Here is a 21,004-nt window from a genome sequence, read left to right as displayed (position 1 = left end):
GTCGTCGGGTCCGGTCCGACCGAGAGTCGTCGGCTTCGCCGTCGGTTCTTCGGCCGACGTACGCAGCGTCCCAGGGCGCCTCGTACGGCGACGACGTCGCGACTGGCTTCCGCTTGCACACCAGCGGGAGCCTTTCTGCATTTGTGGCCGAGCACCACCGGCCACGGGAGCGGTCCGGGAGCCCGACCGTTTGCCCTTCAGGAGGACACATCAGCACAGAGCTGCGCATCAACGATCGGATCCGGGTCTCCGAGGTCCGACTCGTCGGTCCCAACGGCGAGACCGTCGGCATCGTCCCCACGGGCGACGCCCTCCGACTCGCGCAGGAAGCCGGTCTCGACCTGGTCGAGGTCGCCCCCACGGCGCGCCCGCCGGTCTGCAAGCTCATGGACTACGGCAAGTTCCGCTACGAGAACGCGCAGAAGGCCCGTGAGGCACGTCGCAACCAGTCGAACGTGGTCATCAAGGAGATGAAGCTCCGGCCCAAGATCGACTCGCACGACTACGAGACGAAGAAGGGCCACGTCGTCCGCTTCCTCCGCGCCGGCGACAAGGTCAAGATCACGATCATGTTCCGCGGTCGCGAGCAGCACCGTCCGGAGCTCGGCTACCGCCTGCTGCAGAAGCTGGCGGAGGACGTGACGGAGCTGGGCTTCGTCGAGTCCTCGCCGAAGCAGGACGGCCGCAACATGACCATGGTCATCGGCCCGCACAAGAAGAAGGCCGAGGCGAAGGCCGAGGTCAAGGCCGAGAAGCAGGAGCGCGCCGCCGAGCGTGCCGCCGAGCAGGCCGAGGAGCGCGCCGAGCGGACCGCCGCGAACGCGGTGACCCCGGCCGCCCAGAAGAAGGAGCGGGGTCGGTCGGAGAACCTCGACCCCGAGATCGAGGCCTGAGCCTCCACGAGCTGGCAGCACCGACGAAGCCGGCCCGCCCACCGGCGGACCGGCCAACGAGAAGAGAGTGAAGTACAGATGCCTAAGAACAAGTCCCACTCGGGTGCAGGCAAGCGCTTCCGGGTGACCGGCAGCGGCAAGATCCTGCGGGAGAAGGCCGGCAAGCGCCACAACCTCGAGAAGAAGGCCTCGAAGGTCACGCGTCGCCTCACGGGCACGGTCGAGGTCGCCAAGGCCGACGTCCCCCGCGCCAAGAAGCTGCTGGGTCGCTGACCCACCCCCGTCCCACGACCTGAGCCGGTCACCACCGGCACCGGGTCGAACCCGAGTTCCACCACACAAGGAGTACCCCAGTGGCACGCGTCAAGCGGGCGGTCAACGCCCAGAAGAAGCGCCGTACGACCCTCGAGCGCGCCAGCGGTTACCGCGGCCAGCGCTCGCGCCTCTACCGGAAGGCGAAGGAGCAGGTCACCCACTCGCTGGTCTACAACTACAACGACCGGCGCAAGAACAAGGGCAACTTCCGCAAGCTGTGGATCCAGCGCATCAACGCTGCGGTCCGCGCGGAGGGCCTGACCTACAACCGCTTCATCCAGGGCCTGAACCTGGCCGGCATCGAGGTCGACCGCAAGATCCTCGCGGAGCTGGCCGTCAACGAGCCCGCCGCCTTCAGCGCGATCGTCGCCCAGGCGAAGGCCGCCCTGCCCGAGGACGTCAACGCGCCCAAGGTCTCGGCCTGACCACCACGCCCCTCGCCCCGGGCAACGCCCGGGTGAAGGACGCACGCAGGCTCAGCCGCCGCTCGGTACGTTCCGAGCGGCGGCTGTTCCTCGTCGACGGCCCGAAGGCCGTCGAGGGAGCCCTCGGCTCCCACGCGGTGCTGCACGAGGTCTTCGTGACCGCCGAGGCGCAGGAGCGGTACGCCGACCTGCTCGCCGCGATCCCGACCGACGTGCCCGTGCGTCTGGTCGAGCCCCGTGCGATGGCCTCGCTCAGCGACGCCGTCAGCCCGGCCGGGGTCGTCGCGGTGTGCGGGCTCCTCGACGTCCCCCTCGCGGACGTGCTCGACCCCGCCCCGCGTCTCCTGGCCCTCTGCGCCGACATCCGCGACCCCGGGAACGCCGGCACGGTCGTGCGCTGCGCCGACGCGGCCGGCGCCGACGCCGTCGCGTTCCTCGGCAGTGCGGTCGACCCGCACAACCCCAAGACCGTCCGCGCATCGGTCGGCAGCCTCTTCCACCTCCCCGTGGCCACGGCCGCCGACGCGGCCGCCGCCGTGACCGCCTGCCGTGCGGCCGGCCTCCAGGTGCTGGCCGCCGACGGCGCCGGCGAGGTGGACCTCTTCGCGGCCGAGGCGGACGGGCTCCTCGCCGCCCCCACGGCCTGGCTGCTGGGCAACGAGGCCTGGGGGCTGCCGCCCGAGCTGGCTGCCCTGGCCGACCACCGGGTCGCCATCCCGATCCACGGCCGCGCCGAGAGCCTCAACCTCTCGACCGCCGCCGCCCTCTGCCTCTACGCCTCGGCGCGCGCGCACCGGTCCTGATCGGACGCCGCACCTTTCGTCTCGGATCGGTCCCCTCCGGGGCCGGCCCTGGCCTACCGTGGCCGCGGTCCCGCCCCGACGCGAGAGAGGAGGCGTGGTGCCCGGCCCCTCCGACCCGGACGACCTCCGCACCCCCGAGTCCACCCTCCTGGGTCCCCTGGATCCCGACGACCTCGCGTTCGTCGTGCAGCAGGTGCGGGGCCACGCCGTCATCCGGCTGGGCCTCGACGGCGCCGTCCGCAGCTGGAACTCGGGTGCCGAGCAGATGAAGGGCTACACCGCCGCCGAGGTGCTCGGCCAGAGCTTCACCCGGTTCTACACCGAGGGCGACCGTGCGGCCGGCGTCCCGGGCCAGCTGCTCGCGGAGGCGGCCCGCACCGGGGTCGCCCACCAGAGCGGGTGGCGGGTCCGCAAGGACGGCACCCGCTTCTGGGCCGACGTCAGCATCAACGCCGTGCGCGACCGGGCGGGCGAGCTGGCCGGCTTCCTCAAGGTGACCCGCGACCTGAGCGACGAGCGCCGGGCCGAGCTCGCGCGCCAGCACTACTACTCCGCCCTGGCGCACGACCTGCGCACGCCGCTGACGAGCGCCGCGGGGTACGTCGACCTCGCGCGCCTCGCCACCTCGGTCGAGGAGGCCGACGCGCACCTCGACCGCGTGAGCGCCAACCTCGAGCGCCTGGGCCAGATGATGGACGACCTGCTCGAGGTGGCGCGGGGGCACACGGACGCCGCGCAGCCGCACCCGGAGGCCGTCGACGCGGCGTGGCTGGTCCGCGACCTCGTCGACCGCCTGGCCGGCGAGGCGGACGCCGCGCGGGTCGTCGTACCGACGGGTGCGGCCTGGGTGCACGCCGACCCCGGCGCCCTCGAGCGGGTCGTGCTGAACCTGGTGTCCAACGCGCTGCGCTGCTCCGACGGGCCGGTCGACGTCACGGTCGACGGTGTCGACGGTGCCGTCCGGCTCTCGGTCCGCGACACGGGGCGCGGCATCCACCCGGACGACCTGGCGTCGATCTTCGAGCCGGGGGAGCGGGGACGGCTCGCCGTGGCCGACGACGGTGGGCACGGCATCGGGCTGGCGAGCGTCCGTCGGCTCGTCGAGCAGCTGGGCGGGCGCACCTGGATCGAGAGCGAGGTGGGCCGGTGCACCACCGCGCACGTCGAGCTCCCGCCGGCACGCCCGTGGTCGGGCGGAGGGGCTGCCGCCGACCCGCCCGCCTAGGGTGGTCGGATGGACGCCCTGGCGTACGAGCTCGTCGACGCACTGCCGGACGGGGTCGTGGTGGCCGACGCCGACGGCCGCGTCACCTTCGTGAACCTGCGGGCCGCGCGCTGGTTCGGCCGCGGTCGCGACGAGCTGCTCGGCGGTCCGCTCGCCGACGCGCTGCCGCTGCAGGACCAGGACGGCTGCGCCTGGACGGCGTACAACACGCCGTACGATGGGCTGCCCTCCCGCACCGGGGTCCCCGAGCAGTCCTGGCTGCTGGCCGACGGCTCCGAGGTCCTGACGACCGCGCGCCTGCAGCGGGACACGGCGGGCCGCGTCGTGCGGGTGACCGTGAGCATCCGGTCGGGTCGCGGTCGCGAGCGGCTCGACCGCGAGCGCTCCGACCTCGTGGCGACGGTGGCCCACGAGCTGCGCTCGCCGCTGACCGGGGTGAAGGGGTTCGTGCAGGCCATGCTGAACCGCTGGGACGTGCTGAACGACGACCAGAAGCGCCTCATGCTGACGACGGTGAACGCCGACGCCGACCGGCTCAGCCGGCTCATCACCGAGCTCCTCGACGTGGCGCGCATCGACACCGGCCGGCTGTCCATCTACCCCCGGGAGTCCGACGTCGCGGCGCTCGCCGGCCGCGTCGTGGCGTCCACCGGCGCCGGCACGTCCCGGCCCGTCGAGCTGGTCGCGCCCGACGGCCTGCCGCCGGTGTTCGCCGACCCGGACAAGTTCGTCCAGGTGGTGACGAACCTCGTCGAGAACGGCATCCGGCACGGCGACGGCACGGTGCGGGTGACGCTGGCACCGACGGTCGACGTGGAGCCGGCCGGGGTCACGGTGACCGTCGACGACGAGGGCACGGGCATCGCTCCCGAGATCCGCCAACGCGTGTTCACCAAGTTCTGGCAGTACGGCACGGCGGGCGGCTCAGGGCTGGGGATGTACATCGTCCACGGCCTCGTCACCGCCCACGGCGGGTCGGTCGACGTGGCCGACCGGCCCGGCGGCGGGGCCCGCGTCGTCGTCACCTGGCCGAGCACCGACCAGCGCGGCTGACGCGCCCGCCGGTCCCGCCGCCGGTCCTGCCGCCGGTCCCGCCGCCGGTCCCGCAGAGGCGGGTCGGTCGGCGTACAGCTGGCCCTCGACGCGCTTGAGCGTCGCCACGATCACGAAGCTGAGCGTGACCAGCAGGGCCCACGCGCCCAGCTTGGAGGCGTGCACGACCTCCCAGACGTCGACCTGGCCGGGGTACTTCCACGCCCCGAGGAACGTCGCGGCGTTCTCGGCCAGCCAGAGGAAGGCGCCGATGAGCAGGAACGAGAGCGCCAACGGCATCCGGTACGTCGTGCCGCCCACCCGGTAGTGCACCCACGTGCGGCGCAGCACCAGCACGCCGACGACCGCGAGCGGCACCCGCAGGTCCGGCAGCCAGTGGTGGGTGAAGAAGTTGACGTAGATCGCGACGGCGACGAACGAGGCCGCCACCGTCGGGTAGCGCGAGACCCGGAGGTCGAGGCGGCGCCACGCCTGGCAGATGTAGGAGCCGACCGCGGCGTACATGAAGCCGGCGTAGAGGGGCACGCCCGCCACCTTCGTCACCGCGTCCTCGGGGTAGACCCACGAGCCCTGCGCGACCTTGAACAGCTCGAGGGCGGTGCCGACGGCGTGGAACGCGAGGATGACGAGCATCTCCCGCGTCGACTCGAGGCGCACCAGCCGGAACCCGAGGGTGAGCAGCAGGCACCACACGAGCAGGGCGTCGTAGCGGGCGATCGGCAGCGGCACGACCGTCGAGAGCGCGAGGCCGAGGAAGACCCCGGCGGCGAAGAGGCAGGAGAGCGCCTCCGCGACGCCGAACCGCACCAGCTGCGCGAGCCCGTGCACGAGCCGGGCGCGCCTCCCGGGCGCCGCCGTCGTCCCCCGCAGGTCGGCCTCCACGGACGTCACGGTAGGCGCGGGGCGAAACCGGTTCGTCTCCCCGCGCCGGGACTTCCTAGACTGACCCGCGGTCCGCCCCCGTCGGGGGCGGACCGCACGACCACCTGCGGTCGCCACGCCGCAGCCCCCACGCCGGAAAGGCCACCATGTCGGGCCCGAACAACGAGTACGACCCGGTCCAGGTCACTCCGCTCAACGCGGAGGAGGTCGCGGCCGCCCGTGACGCCGCCCTGGCCGCGGTCGAGGCCGCCGCCGACCTCGAGCAGCTGAAGCAGGCGCGCCTGGACCACGCCGGCGACCGCTCGCCGCTCGCGCTCGCGAACCGCGAGATCGGTGCGCTGCCCCCGCAGGCCCGCAAGGAGGCCGGCCAGCGCGTCGGCCAGGCCCGCGGCGCGATCAACCAGGCGCTGAAGGCCCGGCAGGAGGTGCTCGAGGCGGCGCACGAGGAGCAGATGCTCGTCGTCGAGACCGTCGACGTGACGCTGCCCGTCGACCGGCACCCCCGCGGCGCCCGCCACCCGCTCACCACCGGTGCCGAGCGCATCGCCGACGTGTTCGTCGCGATGGGCTGGGAGGTCGCCGAAGGCCCCGTCATCGAGGCCGAGTGGCTGAACTTCGACGCCCTCAACCTCGGCCCGGACCACCCCGCGCGCACGATGCAGGACACGTTCTGGACGTCGCCCGCCGAGAACCACGTCGTGCTGCGCACCCACACCTCGCCCGTGCAGGCCCGGTCGATGCTGACGCGCACGCCCCCGATCTACGTCGTCTGCCCCGGTCGCGTCTTCCGCACCGACGAGTACGACGCGACCCACAGCCCGATGTTCCACCAGGTCGAGGGCCTCGCCATCGACGAGGGCATCACCATGGCCCACCTCAAGGGCACCCTCGACCACTTCGCCACCGCGATGTTCGGCGAGGGCATCACGACGCGCTTCCGCCCGTCGTACTTCCCGTTCACCGAGCCGAGCGCCGAGGTCGACCTCGTCTGCTTCGTGTGCCGCGGCACGGCCGTGAACGAGGACGGCGACACCTGCCGCACCTGCCGCGGCGAGGGCTGGATCGAGTGGGGCGGCTGCGGCGTGGTCAACCCGCGGGTGCTGGTCGCCTGCGGCGTCGACCCCGAGCGCTACACCGGCTTCGCCTTCGGCATGGGGATCGACCGCACCCTGATGTTCCGCCACGGCGTGGAGGACCTGCGGGGCTTCTTCGAGGGCGACGTCCGCTTCACCACCGCTTTCGGAACGGAGATCTGATGAAGGCCCCGGTCACCTGGATCCGCGAGCTCGTCGACCTGCCGGACGGCGTCACGACCGACGACCTCGCGCGCCGGCTCACCGCCCTCGGGCTGAAGCTCGAGGCGATCGAGCGCCCCGGCCACGACCTCACGGGTCCGCTCGTGCTCGGTCGTGTCCTGACGGCGGAGCCCGAGCCGCAGAAGAACGGCAAGACGATCAACTGGTGCAGCGTCGACGTCGGTGACGCGAACGGCACCGGCGAGCCCCAGGGCATCGTCTGCGGCGCCCACAACTTCGGCCCCGGCGACCTCGTCGTCGTGGTGCTCCCCGGCGCCGTGCTGCCCGGCGGCTTCGCGATCGCCGCCCGCAAGACCTACGGCCACGTCTCGGCCGGGATGATCTGCTCGGCCTCCGAGCTCGGCCTGCCCGACGGCTTCGGCGGCTCCAGCGACGGCATCGTCGTGCTCCCGGCCGACGCCGGCGAGCCCGGTGACGACGCGTTCGGCGTGCTGCCGCTGCGCGACGAGGTCATCGAGTTCGAGATCAACCCCGACCGGGCCTACGCGCTCTCGCTGCGCGGCGTGGCGCGGGAGGCGGCGCTGGCGTTCGACGCGCCGTACGCGGACCCCGTCGACCGCCCCGTCCCCGCTGCCGACGGCGCCGGCCACCCCGTGGTCGTCGACGACCCCGACGGCTGCCCGGTCTTCGTCACCCGGGTCGTCAGTGGCTTCGACCCGACGGCGACGAGCCCGGCGTGGCTCCAGCGGCGCCTGCAGCTGGCGGGCATGCGCCCGATCTCGCTCGCGGTCGACGTCTCCAACTACGTCATGCTCGAGCTGGGCCAGCCGAACCACTGCTACGACGCCGACACCCTCACCGGTGCGATCCGCGTCCGGCGCGCCACGGCGGGGGAGAAGCTGACGACGCTCGACGGCGTCGTGCGCTCCCTCGACGCGGCCGACCTGCTGATCGCGGACGGCTCCGGACCGATCGGCATCGCCGGCGTCATGGGGGGCGAGGCCACCGAGATCTCGGCCTCGACCTCCCGCATCGTCGTCGAGGCGGCGCACTTCGACCCGGTCACCGTCTTCCGCAGCCAGAAGCGGCACAAGCTCGGCTCCGAGGCCTCGAAGCGCTTCGAGCGGGGCGTCGACCCGCTGCTGCCGCTCGTCGCGGCAGACCGGGTCGCGCAGCTGCTCGTCGAGCTGGGCGGCGGCACCGTCGAGCCCGGCACGACGTACGTCGGGGAGCCCCCGGCGGCGCCGACCATCGTCGCGCCCGCCGACCTGCCCGCCCGGATCTCGGGCATCGCGATCGACGACGCCACGACGGTCGCCCACCTCGAGGCCGTCGGGTGCGCCGTCACGGAGGACGGCACGACGCTGAGCGTCGTGCCGCCGTCCTGGCGACCCGACCTCACGGAGCCCTTCGACCTCGTCGAGGAGGTCGTGCGGATCGTCGGCTACGACCAGGTGCCGTCCGTCCTGCCGGCGCCCGGTGCCGGCCGCGGCCTCACCCGGGAGCAGCGGCTGCGCCGTCGCGTGGGTCGCACCCTCGCGGGGGCCGGGTGCGTCGAGGTCGTGAGCTTCCCGTTCACCGGGGCTGCGGCGCTCGACGCGCTGGAGATCCCCGCCGACGACGAGCGTCGCCGCACGGTCGCGCTGGCCAACCCGCTGTCGTCGCAGGAGCCGGAGTACACGACCACGCTGCTGCCGGGGATCCTCGCGGCCGCGGCGCGCAACGTCGGCCGGGGTGCCCCGGGCGTCGCGCTCTTCGAGACGGGCACGGTCGCCTTCGCCACCGACGTGGCGGCGCCCCTGCTGGGGGTCGACCGACGGCCGACCGACGCCGAGCTCGACGCCCTGCTCGCCGCCGTCCCGTTCCAGCCGCAGCACCTCGCCGTGGTGCTCGGCGGCGTCCGCGAGCCTGCCGGGCCCTGGGGGCCGGGCCGCGACGCGGGCTGGGCCGACGTCGTCGAGGTCGTGCGCGGGCTCGCCACCGAGCTCGGCGCGACGCTGCGGGTCGAGAACGCCGAGCTGGCGCCGTGGCACCCCGGTCGCTGCGCGCGGCTGCTCGTGGTGGGCGCCGACGGCACGGAGACGGCCGTCGGCCACGCCGGCGAGCTGCACCCGCGGATCGTCACCGCCCACGGCCTGCCGGCCCGCACGTCGGTCGCCGAGCTCGACCTCGACGCGCTGCTGGCGGCGACGCCCTCGACCCCCCGGGGTCCGTCGTTCTCGACCTACCCGGTGGCCAAGGAGGACGTGGCGCTCGTCGTCGACGTCTCGGTCCCGGCGGCCGACGTGGAGGCGGCGCTGTGCGAGGGCGCGGGGGAGCTGCTCGAGTCCGTGCGGCTCTTCGACGTCTACACCGGCGAGGGCATCGACGAGGGCCGGAAGTCGCTCGCGTTCGCGCTCCGCTTCCGGGCCGTCGACCGCACGCTGGGCGAGGGAGAGGCGGCCGCCGCCCGCGACGAGGCCGTCGCGCTGGCCTCCCAGCGGACCGGCGCCGTCCAGCGCTGACCCCGCAGGGCGCTCGGCCGGAGAGTCGGCCGGGTGCTCCGCCGGTCGCTCGGCCGATCGCTCAGCCGAGCGGCCGCGCGACGGCGGCGCGGAACGCCGCGACCGTGGTGGCGTCGCCGTCGAGCCGTACGGCGTCGGCCGCCACCGGCCGGCGCCAGAGCCAGGCGTCGACGTCGGCCGCCGTGCCGGCCAGCGTCGCGACCGTCGGCGTCGTCGCCGCTGCCTCGTCGTCGAGCACCTCGAGGCGGGGCTCCCGCTCGTCCCCGCCGTCGTCCGCGGCCACCGTGCCCGCACGCACGACGAGCCGGGCGCCGACGTCACCGAGGCGGACCTCGAGCGGGCCGCCGACGGGGGAGAAACCGGTCGAGGGAGCACCGAACATGACCTCGAGCGCCTCCGCGACCCCGTCGGCCGCGAGGTCGGCGTCCACCGGGGCGTGCTCCACGCCCGCGGTCAGCTCGGCGTCCCAGCGGTGCACGAGCGCCTCGTGGGCCTGGCGACGGTAGGTGAACGCGGCGGTGTGGTCGCCCGACCACGACCACACGAGCTCCGCGGGGTGCACGGGGGCGAGCACCCGGGCGAGGCCCTCGCTGCCGTGCTCGCCGAGGGCGAGCAGGTCGTCGTACGACGACGGGCGCTCGGGCGCGACCACGCTCCCGGGTCCCGCGGGGCGGTTCCGGACGACCGACGCCCAGAACGCCTGCACCTCGGTGAGGTGCCACAGCAGGTCGGACGCATCCCAGCCGGGGCAGGTGGGTACCACAGCGGTGGCGTCGCACCCGGCCAGCACGTCGGCGAACCGGGCGGAGTCGGCGACGAGGTGGGCGAGGTAGACGCCGGCGTCGAGCCGGGCGGGGCGCGGCGGCACGTGACCGGTGGAGGCGGCGGACATGCGCCGAGTCAACCACCGCCGACACGCCGCCCGGGAAACCGATTAGCGTCGTCATGCATGGACCTGTATGGTCATGCAACATGACTTCCACCTACTCCGTCGCCGTCGCCGGAGCCAGTGGGTACGCCGGGGGCGAGGTCCTCCGGCTGCTCCTCGCGCACCCGTCCGTGCGCATCGGCGCCCTCACCGGCGGCTCCAACGCGGGCCAGTCGCTCGGTGCGCTGCAGCCCCACCTCGTGCCCCTGGCCGACCGCGTGCTCGAGGAGACGACCCCCGAGACCCTGGCCGGTCACGACGTCGTCTTCCTCGGCCTGCCGCACGGCCAGTCCGCCCCGATCGCCGAGGCCCTCGGGGACGACGTCGTCGTCATCGACTGCGGCGCCGACTTCCGGCTCGTCGAGGGTGCCGACTGGGAGAAGTTCTACGGCAGCGCCCACGCGGGCACCTGGCCCTACGGCCTCCCCGAGCTCCCCGGTCAGCGCGAGCAGCTCCGTGGCGCCCGCCGCGTGGCGGTGCCGGGCTGCTACCCGACCGTGTCGACCCTGACGCTGGCCCCGGCCGTCGCGGCCGGCCTCGTCACCGACGACCTCGTCGTCGTCGCGGCCTCGGGCACCTCCGGCGCCGGCAAGGCCGCGAAGCCCCACCTGCTGGGCAGCGAGATCATGGGCAACGCGAGCGCGTACGGCGTGGGCGGCGTCCACCGCCACACCCCCGAGATCGTGCAGAACCTGGGCCGGCTCACCGACGCCTCCCCGCGGGTGAGCTTCACCCCGCTGCTCGTGCCGATGTCGCGCGGCATCCTGGCCACCGCGACCGCCCCGCTCGCGGCCCCGCTGACGGCCGAGGAGGCCTACGACGTGTACGCCAAGGCCTACGCCGACGAACCGTTCGTCCACGTGCTGCCTCCCGGCCAGTGGCCGCAGACGCAGTCCGTGCTCGGCTCGAACGCCGTGCACGTGCAGGTCACCGTCGACGAGGTCGCGCAGCGGCTCGTCGCGGTCGGCGCCGTCGACAACCTCGCCAAGGGCACGGGCGGCGCGGCCGTCCAGTGCATGAACCTGGCCCTGGGCCTCGACGAGTCCACCGGCCTCTCCACCGTCGGGCTGGCGCCGTGAGCGCCGGCGGGCCGGGGGAGCAGACCACCCCCGAGCAGGTTCCCGGCGTCGCGCACCAGCACGAGCTGGAGCACGACGACGAGCAGGCGGCGGCGCCGGAGGGCGGGCGCACGACGTACACGCTGGCGCGCTACCCCGAGAAGCTGGCCGTCGTGCGCCTCGGGCCCGGCAGCGACGTGCCCCCCTGGGCCGAGTCGGCGTCGCTGTTCTCGGTCACGGCGAGCGCGACCGAGACGTCCGTCGTGTGCTCCGCCCGCGACGTGCCCACCAAGGCCCGCGCCCACAAGGCCTACACGGCGTTCGCCGTCGAGGGCGTCCTGGAGTCCGGTGACGTCGGCGTGCTCGTCGAGCTGCTCACGCCGGTCGCCGACCTCGGGGTCGCCGCCATGACGATCTCCACGTTCGACACCGCCTGGATCCTCGTCCCGGTCGGGCGCGCGGACAAGGTCGAGGAGGCGTGGCAGAAGCGGGGCCACACGGTCGCCCGCGCCGTCCCTGCGGGGCCGACGCCCCGGCGCGACGCGCGACGCTGACCCGCCGGCCCTCACCCCCGCCGTACCCCACCCCGCACCTGCTCCACGAAGGACTCCCCATGACCATCACCACCCCCGCCGGCTTCCGGGCCTCCGGTGTCGCCGCCGGTCTCAAGAGCACCGGCGCCCGCGACCTCGCGCTCGTCGTGAACGACGGCCCCCGCCACGACTCGGCGTCGGTGTTCACGTCGAACCGCTGCAAGGCCAACCCCGTGCTGTGGAGCCAGGAGGTCGTCAAGGACGGCACCGTGCGCGCCGTCGTCCTCAACTCCGGGGGCGCCAACTGCTACACCGGCGCCGAGGGCTTCCAGACCACGCACGCGGTGGCCGAGAAGGTCGCCGAGAAGCTGGGCATCGGCGCGATCGACGTCGTCGTCTGCTCGACCGGTCTCATCGGCCTCGCCAACCCGCGCCAGCACCTGCTCGACGGCGTCGAGGAGGCGTACGGCGCCCTGGCCGCCGACGGGGGCGAGGACGCGGCGACCGCGATCATGACCACCGACTCGGTCCACAAGCAGGTCGTCGTCGAGGGCGCGGGCTGGAGCATCGGCGGGATGGCGAAGGGCGCCGGCATGCTGGCCCCGCAGCTCGCCACGATGCTCGTCGTGCTCACGACCGACGCCGTCGTCGACGCTGCGGACCTCGACCGCGCGCTCCGCGCGGCCACCCGGGTGAGCTTTGACCGCCTCGACTCCGACGGCTGCATGTCGACCAACGACACCGTGACGGTGCTCGCGAGCGGCGCCTCCGGCATCACGCCCACCGTCGACGACTTCACCGCCGCACTCACCCAAGCGTGCACCGACCTGGCGATGCAGCTGCTCAAGGACGCCGAGGGCGCCGACCACGAGATCGCCATCACCACGCTCAACGCGGCGACGGAGGACGACGCCGTGGCCGTGGGCCGCAGCGTCGCCCGCAGCAACCTCTTCAAGGCCGCCGTGTTCGGCAAGGACCCGAACTGGGGCCGGGTGCTGGCGAGCATGGGCACGACCGACGCGGCCTTCGACCCGGCCGACCTCGACGTGGCGATGAACGGCGTGTGGGTCTGCCGGGCGTCGACCCCCGCGGAGGACCCGGCGGGCGTCGACCTCTCGCAGCGCGAGGTCAGCGTCACCATCGACCTGAAGTCGGGCACCGAGCGGGCGACGGTCTGGACCAACGACCTCACGCACGCCTACGTCCACGAGAACAGCGCGTACTCGTCATGAGCGGAGACAAGCCGGTGACCAGCGACGACGGGACCGAGACGGTCCACTACAAGCCCAGCGTCGACCGCTCGAAGGCGGTCGCCCTGGCGGGTGCCCTGCCGTGGCTGAAGGCGTACCACGGCAAGATCATCGTCATCAAGTACGGCGGCAACGCCATGACGGACGACGTGCTGAAGACCGCGTTCGCCGAGGACATCGCGTTCCTGCGGTTCGCCGGCTTCAAGCCGGTCGTCGTGCACGGCGGCGGTCCGCAGATCTCGAAGATGCTCGCCAAGCTCGACATCACCTCGGAGTTCCGCGGGGGCCTGCGCGTCACCACGCCGGAGGCGATGGACGTCGTCCGGATGGTGCTCGTCGGCCAGGTGCAGCGCGAGCTCGTGGGGCTGCTCAACAGCCACGGCCCCATCGCCGTCGGCCTGTCGGGCGAGGACGCCGGGCTGTTCACGGCGGTGCCCGCCACCACGGTGGTCGACGGCGAGGAGGTCGACCTCGGGCTCGTCGGCGAGGTCTCCCACGTGCGGCCCGAGGCCGTGCTCGACCTGGTCGAGGCCGGTCGTGTGCCGGTGATCTCCAGCGTCGCGCCCGACGAGGACGGTCTCGTCCACAACGTCAACGCCGACACCGCCGCCGCGGCCCTGGCCGTCGCGCTGAAGGCCGCGAAGCTGCTCGTGCTCACCGACGTCGAGGGTCTCTACCGCGACTGGCCCCACAGCCCCGACCTGATCGGCGAGATCAGTCCCGAGGCGCTGGCCGAGCTGATGCCGAACCTGGCGAGCGGCATGGTCCCGAAGATGGGCGCCTGCCTGCGCGCGGTCGCCGACGGGGTCCCGAAGGCCACGGTCGTGGACGGCCGCGAGCCGCACGCCGTGCTGCTGGAGATCTTCACCGACGAGGGCGTCGGCACGCAGGTGCTGCCGGGCGTCCCCACCAAGATCCGGACCGCGAAGGTCCCGCCGAAGCCGAAGGAGGACGCATGAGCACGCACACGGAGCACGACGCCGGCCCGACCGGTACGAACGGTTGGCAGGAGCGCTACACCGGCGCCCTCATGAACACCTTCGGCCCGCCGAAGACCACGCTCGTGAGCGGCTCCGGCGCGCGCGTCGTCGACGCCGACGGCAAGGAGTACGTCGACTTCCTCGGCGGCATCGCCGTGAACACGCTCGGCCACGCCCACCCGGCGCTGGTGAAGGCGGTCGGCGACCAGGTCGCGACCCTCGTGCACGTCTCGAACTTCTTCGCCACGCCGGGCCAGGTCGCGCTCGCCGAGAAGCTGCTGGCGCTGCTGGGCACCGAGGGCCGGGTGTTCTTCGCGAACTCCGGCGCCGAGGCCAACGAGGCCGCGTTCAAGCTCACCCGTCGCACCGGCCGCACGAAGGTCGTCGTGGCCGAGGGCGGCTTCCACGGACGCACCATGGGCGCCCTGGCCCTCACCTCGAAGGAGGCCTACCGCGCCCCCTTCGAGCCGCTGCCCGGTGACGTCGTCTTCGTCCCGTACGGCGACGCGGCCGCCCTCGAGGCGGCCGTCGACACCGACACCGCGGCCGTCCTGCTCGAGCCCGTCCAGGGCGAGGCCGGCGTCGTCGTGCCGCCGAAGGACTACCTGGTCCGCGCCCAGGAGATCGCCCGGTCCGCCGGTGCGCTGCTGTGGCTCGACGAGGTGCAGACCGGTGTCGGCCGCACGGGTGCGTGGTTCGCCCACCAGAACCCGGCGCTGGTCGACGGCACGGTCGTGCCCGACATCGTGACCCTCGCCAAGGGGCTGGCCGGCGGCGTGCCCGTCGGCGTCTGCATCGCGACGGGCGGCAGCGGCAAGCTGTTCGACCCGGGCAATCACGGCACGACCTTCGGGGGCAACCCGCTCGCCGCCGCGGCGGCCCTGGCCGTCATCGCGACGATCGAGTCCGACGACCTCCTGGCGCGCACCCGCGAGATCGGGGCGCGCCTGCGCGAGGTCGTCGGCAGCGACGCCCGCGTCACGGAGGTCCGGGGCGAGGGCCTGCTCATCGGCATCGACCTCTCCGAGCCGCTGGCCGCGGAGACCGTCGCGGCGGCTCAGGACGCCGGGTTCATCCTCAACGCCCCCACGCCGCACCGGCTGCGCTTCGCGCCTCCGCTCGTGCTCACCGACGCCGACGTCGACGCCCTCGCGTCGGCCTGGGCGCAGGTGCTCGACACCGCCTACACGTCCCGGGCGGACGCGTGAGCACCCCGGTGCGCCACCTGCTGCGCGACGACGACCTCTCGCCCGCCGAGCAGGCCGAGGTCCTCGCGCTGGCGGCGGCGTACAAGAAGGCGCCGTACGACGCGAAGCCCCTCGCCGGACCGCGCACGGTGGCGATGATCTTCGACAAGCAGACGCTGCGCACCCAGGCGTCGTTCACCGCCGGCATCGCCGAGCTCGGCGGTCAGCCGCTGCAGGTCGACGGCACGCTCGCCAGGATCGGTGTGCGCGAGTCGATCGCCGACGTGGCCCGCGTGCTCGGTCGCCAGGCCTCCGCGATCGTGTGGCGCACCTACGAGCAGGCGAAGCTCGCCGAGATGGCGCAGTGGGCCGGCGTGCCGGTCGTCAACGCGCTGACCGACGAGTTCCACCCCTGCCAGCTCCTGGCCGACCTGCAGACCCTCGCCGAGCACCGGGGCCCGCTGGCCGGGACCCGCGTGGCGTTCCTCGGTGACGGCGCCTGCAACGTGGCGCACTCGTGGCTGCTGGCCGGGGCGACGGCGGGCATGCACGTGCACGTCGCGGCGCCGGAGGGCTTCCTGCCCGACCCGACCGTGCTCGCCCGCGCCACCGAGATCGCCGCCACGACCGGCGGGTCGGTCGCCGCGACCACCGACCCCGCCGAGGCGCTCGCGGGGGCCGACGTCGTCGTCACCGACACCTGGGTCTCGATGGGGCGCGAGGAGCAGGCCCGCGACCGGGAGGTCGTCTTCGGCCCGTACGCCCTCGACGAGCACGCGGTGGCACAGGCGAAGCCCGACGCCCACGTGCTCCACTGCCTCCCCGCCTACCGGGGCAAGGAGATCGCGGCCTCGGTCATCGACGGTCCGCGGTCGCTGGTCTGGGACGAGGCGGAGAACCGCCGCCACGCCCAGAAGGCGGTGCTCGCGTTCCTGATGGCCCGCTCCGGCCTGCTGGCCTCCGACGACGTCCGTGCCGGCGTCGGGGCGGCGGTCTGACGTGAGCGAGACGGCCCTGACGCCGCTGACGAAGAACGCCCGCCAGCGCCGCATCATCGACCTGCTCGAGCAGCACGAGGTGCGCTCGCAGCCCGAGCTGGCCGAGCTGCTGGCCGCGCGGGGCGTGCACGTCACGCAGGCCACGCTGAGCCGCGACCTCGTCGAGCTCGACGCGGTCAAGGTGCGGGCCCGCTCGGGTGTGCTGGTCTACGCGGTGCCGGCCGAGGGGGGCGACCGGACGCCCACCCACGTGCGTGACTCGGCGTCACCGGGCAGTCGGCTCGCCAAGCTGTGCGGCGAGCTGCTCGTCAGCGCGGAGGCGGCCGGCAACCTCGTCGTGCTGCGCACGCCGCCCGGTGCGGCGCAGTACCTCGCGAACGCGGTCGACAAGGCCGACCTCACCGACATCCTCGGCACCATCGCCGGCGACGACACCGTGCTGCTCATCGGTCGGGACCCGACCGGTGGCGACGAGGTCGCCCGACGATTCACGGCGCTGGCCGACGGCCAGGTGGGCGGGCAGACCGGCGGCTGAGCCGCCTCTCCCCACCACCCGGTCGGCCCAGCGCCGTACCCCCCGACACCACCTCCCCGCACCACGAACGTAAGGAAACGACACACGTGAGCAAGGTCCTGACCTCCCTTCCCGCCGGCGAGCGCGTCGGCATCGCCTTCTCCGGCGGCCTGGACACCTCGGTGGCCGTCGCCTGGATGCGCGAGAAGGGTGCCGTCCCCTGCACCTACACCGCCGACATCGGGCAGTACGACGAACCGGACATCGACGGCGTCCCGGGCCGCGCGGTCGCGTACGGCGCGGAGCTGTCGCGCCTCGTGGACTGCAAGCCCCAGCTGGTCGAGGAGGGCCTGGCCGCGCTCGCGTGCGGCGCCTTCCACATCCGCTCGGCGGGCCGCACGTACTTCAACACCACGCCGTTGGGCCGCGCCGTGACCGGCACCCTCCTGGTGCGCGCCATGCACGAGGACGGCGTCGACATCTGGGGCGACGGCTCGACGTTCAAGGGCAACGACATCGAGCGCTTCTACCGGTACGGCCTGCTGGCCAACCCCGAGCTGCGCATCTACAAGCCGTGGCTCGACGCCGACTTCGTCACCGAGCTGGGCGGCCGCGCCGAGATGAGCCAGTGGCTCACCGAGCGCGACCTGCCCTACCGCGACAGCAAGGAGAAGGCGTACTCCACCGACGCCAACATCTGGGGCGCCACCCACGAGGCGAAGACCCTCGAGCACCTCGACGTCTCGCTCGAGACGGTCGAGCCGATCATGGGCGTGAAGTTCTGGGACCCGTCGGTGCAGATCGACACCGAGGACGTGACCATCACCTTCGAGGGCGGCCGTCCGGTCGCCATCAACGGCACGCGGTACGACGACGCGGTCGCCCTGGTCCACGAGGCGAACGTGATCGGTGGTCGCCACGGCCTCGGCATGTCGGACCAGATCGAGAACCGGATCATCGAGGCCAAGTCGCGCGGCATCTACGAGGCGCCGGCCCTCGCCCTGATCTGGATCGCCTACGAGCGCCTCCTCAACGCGATCCACAACGAGGACACGATCGCCAGCTACCACGCGGAGGGCCGCCGCCTGGGCCGCCTGCTCTACGAGGGCCGCTGGCTCGACCCGCAGGCGCTGATGATCCGGGAGTCGATCCAGCGCTGGATCGCCTCGCTCGTCACCGGCGAGGTGACGATCCGCCTGCGCCGGGGCGAGGACTACACGATCCTCTCGACCACGGGTCCCGCGTTCTCCTACCACCCGGACAAGCTCTCGATGGAGCGCACCGAGTCGGCCGCCTTCGGGCCCACGGACCGCATCGGGCAGCTCACGATGCGCAACCTCGACATCGCCGACTCGCGCGCCAAGCTCGAGCTGTACGCCGGCCAGCCGGTCGAGCAGGGCCAGGTGCTGGTGGAGAACGGCACGCTCTTCGGTGAGCTGCCCGCCGGTGGTGCCGACCGCATCGCCCGCAACCCCGCGGCCGAGCACCGCACCGACGGCGACGCGCTCGACTCCGCCGCCATGGAGTTCGGGACCGACTGATGGTCGACACCACGGGTGGTACGACGGGCGCCGGCGACAAGGCGGAGTCCACCAACACGGGCAAGCTGTGGGGCGGCCGGTTCGCCGGCGGCCCCAGCCCGGAGCTCGAGGCGCTCTCGCGGTCGACCCACTTCGACTGGCGGCTCACTCCGTACGACCTCGCCGGGTCGCGGGCCCACGCGGGCGCCCTCCACCGGGCGGGTCTGCTCACCGACGCCGACCACGCCGAGCTGGTGCGGGGTCTCGACGTGCTGGGGGAGCGGTACGCCGCGGGCGACCTGCACCCGGACCCCTCCGACGAGGACGTGCACGGCGCGCTCGAGCGCCTGCTGCTCGAGGAGATCGGTCCCGACGTCGGGGGTCGCCTGCGGGCCGGCCGCTCGCGCAACGACCAGATCGCGACGCTGTTCAAGATCTTCCTGCGCGACCACGCCCGGGTCGTCGCCGGCCAGGTGCTCGACCTGGCCGAGGCGATCGCCGTCCAGGCGCAGACCCACCTGGGGGCGATCATGCCCGGGCGCACGCACCTGCAGCACGCGCAGCCGGTGCTCCTGAGCCACCACCTGCTCGCTCACGCGTGGGCCCTGCTGCGGGACGTCGACCGCCTCGCCGACTGGGACGCCCGGGTGGCGGCGGACTCGCCGTACGGCTCCGGCGCCCTGGCCGGCTCCAGCCTGGGTCTCGACCCGGCGGGGGTCGCGGCCGAGCTCGGCTTCACCGGCTCCACGGCCAACTCGATCGACGGCACCGCCTCGCGGGACTTCGTCGCCGAGTTCGCCTTCGTGGGCGCCATGGTGGGCGTCGACGTGAGCCGGCTGGCGGAGGAGGTCATCCTCTGGTCGACCGCGGAGTTCCGGTTCGTGCGGCTCCACGACTCCTGGTCGACGGGGTCGAGCATCATGCCGCAGAAGAAGAACCCCGACATCGCGGAGCTGGCGCGCGGCAAGGCCGGCCGCCTCATCGGCGACCTGGCCGGGCTGCTCGCCACGCTCAAGGCGCTGCCGCTCGCCTACAACCGCGACCTGCAGGAGGACAAGGAGCCGGTGTTCGACACGGTCGACACCCTCGAGGTGCTCCTGCCCGCGTTCACCGGGATGGTCGCGACCCTGGGGTTCGACACCGACCGGATGGCCGAGCTCGCCCCCCAGGGCTTCTCGCTCGCGACCGATGTGGCGGAGTGGCTGGTGCGCGAGGGCGTCCCGTTCCGGGTGGCCCACGAGGTGGCGGGCGAATGCGTACGCCGCTGCGAGGCCGCCGGCATCGACCTGCCCGACCTCACGGACGCCCAGCTCGCCGACATCCACCCGGCCCTGCACGCCGGAGTCCGCGAGGTCCTGACCGTGGAGGGCTCGGTCGCCTCCCGCGACGGCATCGGGGGTACGGCGCCCGTCCGCGTCGCCGAGCAGCTCGACCAGCTGCGCGCGCGGGCCACGACCCTGCGAGCCCGCCTCGCCTGACCGTTCCCCGCACGACCACAGCGACCTCGTCGACCGCCTCTCCGGGCCGGTGGACGAGGTCGCTCGTCATTTGCTGGGGTGCCACGTGGTGGCCGGCGACGTGCGGATCCGGCTCACCGAGGTCGAGGCGTACGGGGGAGCGGACGACCCCGCCTCCCACGCCTGGCGCGGGCGCACCCCGCGCACGGCGACGATGTTCGGCCCTGCCGGCAACGCGTACGTCTACTTCACCTACGGGATGCACCACTGCCTCAACGTGGTGACGGGCCCGGAGGGGGAGGCAGCCGCCGTGCTGCTCCGTGCCGGTGAGGTGGTGGCGGGGGAGGACGTGGTGACCGCGCGCCGTCCGCGTTCCGTACGGCGCGACCTCGCCCGCGGACCGGCCCGGCTCTGCGTGGCGCTGGGGGTCGACCGCTCGTACGACGGGACCGACCTCCTGGCGGGATCCGAGCGGCTGCGTATCGAGCCCGCCGACGACACGCCCGACCCGCAGAACGTTCTTTCGGGCCCCCGGGTGGGCGTCACCCGCGCCGCGGACGTCCCGTGGCGCTTCTGGCTGGCGGCCGACCCCACGGTCAGTGCGTACCGGCCGGCGGCGCCTCGACGGCCCACAACGCGCTGACCTGGGCAAACGCCCCAGGTTCATCCCGAGTTTGCACTACCGCCCAGGACTGCTAATCTTCTTCTTGTCGCGCCGAGCGGCTCCCACCAAACCGGGTCGAAAGACCAGGAGCAGTGGTGTGCCACGAGGTGCGATGGGCACGACGAAGGCCTGGTTGACAGGCCGGAATCAAGCCGGTAAGTTTCTGCAGGTTGCCCCGAGGGGCCGCAGGGATGCGGTTAAGCGGTGCGCGTGTGATTCTTGAGAACTCAACAGTGTGTCATATAAGTCGACGAATTAGTTTGTTTTGTTTTTGCCTCGTCGGGACTTGTTGATCAGCGGCTCATGCCTTTGGGTGTGGGTGGTTGTGAGGCTTGTTTTGATGTTTCTTTGGTAGAGATAATTCTCGATGATTCTAGCAATTGTCGGGGTTTGTTTCTGTCTGGGATTTTGGCTCTTATTGTTGATGCTTGCTTGGTGCTTTGGTGCTGGGTGGGTGTTGTTTTCGATGGAGAGTTTGATCCTGGCTCAGGACGAACGCTGGCGGCGTGCTTAACACATGCAAGTCGAGCGGTAAGGCCCTTCGGGGTACACGAGCGGC

General features: G+C 73.1%; 19 protein-coding genes, 1 rRNA gene and 1 pseudogene. 19 read left to right on the top strand and 2 right to left on the bottom strand.

Features of this window, described 5'->3' with window-relative positions:
• The first annotated feature begins 143 nt into the window (after nt 1–143).
• From infC to K329_RS0100780, 6 genes are all read left to right on the top strand, one after another.
• Nucleotides 144–893, top strand: a complete 750-nt coding sequence (gene infC / locus K329_RS23695) for a translation initiation factor IF-3 (RefSeq protein WP_245596396.1) — start codon at nt 144–146, stop codon at nt 891–893.
• Between the two features lie 78 nt (nt 894–971).
• Entirely contained in the window at nt 972–1,166 is a 195-nt protein-coding gene (gene rpmI, locus K329_RS0100800) for a 50S ribosomal protein L35 (protein ID WP_028471567.1), read from the top strand.
• Nucleotides 1,167–1,246: 80 nt separating this feature from the next.
• On the top strand, nt 1,247–1,633 hold the full coding sequence (gene rplT, locus K329_RS0100795) for a 50S ribosomal protein L20 (protein ID WP_028471566.1): 387 nt from the start codon (nt 1,247–1,249) through the stop codon (nt 1,631–1,633).
• Nucleotides 1,634–1,665: 32 nt separating this feature from the next.
• Nucleotides 1,666–2,436 carry a TrmH family RNA methyltransferase gene (locus K329_RS0100790; protein ID WP_245596395.1) on the top strand — a complete coding sequence of 257 codons (771 nt, stop codon included), beginning with the start codon at nt 1,666–1,668 and terminating at the stop codon, nt 2,434–2,436.
• A 97-nt stretch (nt 2,437–2,533) separates the two neighbouring features.
• Nucleotides 2,534–3,661 (top strand): PAS domain-containing sensor histidine kinase, encoded by a 1,128-nt coding sequence (locus tag K329_RS23690; protein ID WP_169721556.1) that lies wholly within the window; start codon nt 2,534–2,536, stop codon nt 3,659–3,661.
• Nucleotides 3,662–3,670: 9 nt separating this feature from the next.
• Nucleotides 3,671–4,714, top strand: a complete 1,044-nt coding sequence (locus K329_RS0100780) for a sensor histidine kinase (protein WP_028471564.1) — start codon at nt 3,671–3,673, stop codon at nt 4,712–4,714.
• A gap of 126 nt (nt 4,715–4,840) precedes the next feature.
• Here the strand turns inward: K329_RS0100780 and K329_RS31560 are convergent.
• Nucleotides 4,841–5,521 (bottom strand): annotated as a pseudogene (locus tag K329_RS31560) (DUF817 domain-containing protein); the annotation flags it as partial.
• Between the two features lie 221 nt (nt 5,522–5,742).
• Here K329_RS31560 and pheS point away from each other — a divergent pair.
• Nucleotides 5,743–6,852, top strand: coding sequence for a phenylalanine--tRNA ligase subunit alpha (pheS, locus tag K329_RS0100770; protein ID WP_028471562.1), 1,110 nt, complete (start codon nt 5,743–5,745; stop codon nt 6,850–6,852).
• Nucleotides 6,852–9,356 carry a phenylalanine--tRNA ligase subunit beta gene (pheT, locus tag K329_RS0100765; protein WP_028471561.1) on the top strand — a complete coding sequence of 835 codons (2,505 nt, stop codon included), beginning with the start codon at nt 6,852–6,854 and terminating at the stop codon, nt 9,354–9,356. Before pheS ends, pheT begins: the two co-directional genes overlap by 1 nt.
• A gap of 61 nt (nt 9,357–9,417) precedes the next feature.
• Here pheT and K329_RS0100760 read toward each other — a convergent pair whose 3' ends face one another.
• Entirely contained in the window at nt 9,418–10,248 is an 831-nt protein-coding gene (locus K329_RS0100760) for a maleylpyruvate isomerase family mycothiol-dependent enzyme (RefSeq protein ID WP_052336212.1), read from the bottom strand.
• An 80-nt stretch (nt 10,249–10,328) separates the two neighbouring features.
• Here K329_RS0100760 and argC point away from each other — a divergent pair, with 80 nt between their 5' ends.
• The 11 genes from argC to K329_RS0100705 form a co-directional block, all read left to right on the top strand.
• Nucleotides 10,329–11,363 (top strand): N-acetyl-gamma-glutamyl-phosphate reductase, encoded by a 1,035-nt coding sequence (gene argC, locus K329_RS0100755; RefSeq protein ID WP_028471559.1) that lies wholly within the window; start codon nt 10,329–10,331, stop codon nt 11,361–11,363.
• Complete coding sequence (locus tag K329_RS23685; RefSeq protein ID WP_052336211.1) at nt 11,360–11,896, top strand: ACT domain-containing protein; 537 nt, start codon at nt 11,360–11,362, stop codon at nt 11,894–11,896. Before argC ends, K329_RS23685 begins: the two co-directional genes overlap by 4 nt.
• Nucleotides 11,897–11,955: 59 nt before the next feature.
• Nucleotides 11,956–13,107 carry a bifunctional glutamate N-acetyltransferase/amino-acid acetyltransferase ArgJ gene (argJ, locus tag K329_RS0100745; protein WP_028471558.1) on the top strand — a complete coding sequence of 384 codons (1,152 nt, stop codon included), beginning with the start codon at nt 11,956–11,958 and terminating at the stop codon, nt 13,105–13,107.
• Nucleotides 13,104–14,084, top strand: coding sequence for an acetylglutamate kinase (gene argB, locus K329_RS0100740; protein ID WP_052336210.1), 981 nt, complete (start codon nt 13,104–13,106; stop codon nt 14,082–14,084). Before argJ ends, argB begins: the two co-directional genes overlap by 4 nt.
• The gene (locus K329_RS23680) at nt 14,081–15,313 is read left to right on the top strand and encodes an acetylornithine transaminase (protein ID WP_043641814.1); all 1,233 of its coding nucleotides are present in this window, start codon (nt 14,081–14,083) and stop codon (nt 15,311–15,313) included. The genes argB and K329_RS23680 overlap by 4 nt, the downstream gene beginning before the upstream one ends.
• Entirely contained in the window at nt 15,310–16,290 is a 981-nt protein-coding gene (gene argF, locus K329_RS0100730) for an ornithine carbamoyltransferase (RefSeq protein ID WP_028471556.1), read from the top strand. The genes K329_RS23680 and argF overlap by 4 nt, the downstream gene beginning before the upstream one ends.
• A 1-nt stretch (nt 16,291) precedes the next feature.
• Entirely contained in the window at nt 16,292–16,825 is a 534-nt protein-coding gene (locus tag K329_RS0100725; protein ID WP_028471555.1) for an arginine repressor, read from the top strand.
• A gap of 86 nt (nt 16,826–16,911) precedes the next feature.
• On the top strand, nt 16,912–18,345 hold the full coding sequence (argG, locus tag K329_RS0100720; RefSeq protein WP_028471554.1) for an argininosuccinate synthase: 1,434 nt from the start codon (nt 16,912–16,914) through the stop codon (nt 18,343–18,345).
• Entirely contained in the window at nt 18,345–19,802 is a 1,458-nt protein-coding gene (gene argH / locus K329_RS0100715) for an argininosuccinate lyase (protein WP_052336209.1), read from the top strand. Before argG ends, argH begins: the two co-directional genes overlap by 1 nt.
• Before the next feature lie 49 nt (nt 19,803–19,851).
• Nucleotides 19,852–20,424: a DNA-3-methyladenine glycosylase gene (locus tag K329_RS23675; protein ID WP_043641812.1), complete on the top strand. Its 573-nt coding sequence runs from the start codon at nt 19,852–19,854 to the stop codon at nt 20,422–20,424.
• A gap of 484 nt (nt 20,425–20,908) precedes the next feature.
• Nucleotides 20,909–21,004: ribosomal RNA gene (locus K329_RS0100705) — 16S ribosomal RNA — on the top strand; the annotation flags it as partial.

The organism is Nocardioides alkalitolerans DSM 16699 (assembly GCF_000426525.1).
GTDB classification, from domain to species: Bacteria; Actinomycetota; Actinomycetes; order Propionibacteriales; family Nocardioidaceae; genus Nocardioides; species Nocardioides alkalitolerans.
Note: the sequence above shows the minus strand (reverse complement) of the source record. Positions and strands in the feature narration are given on the sequence as shown.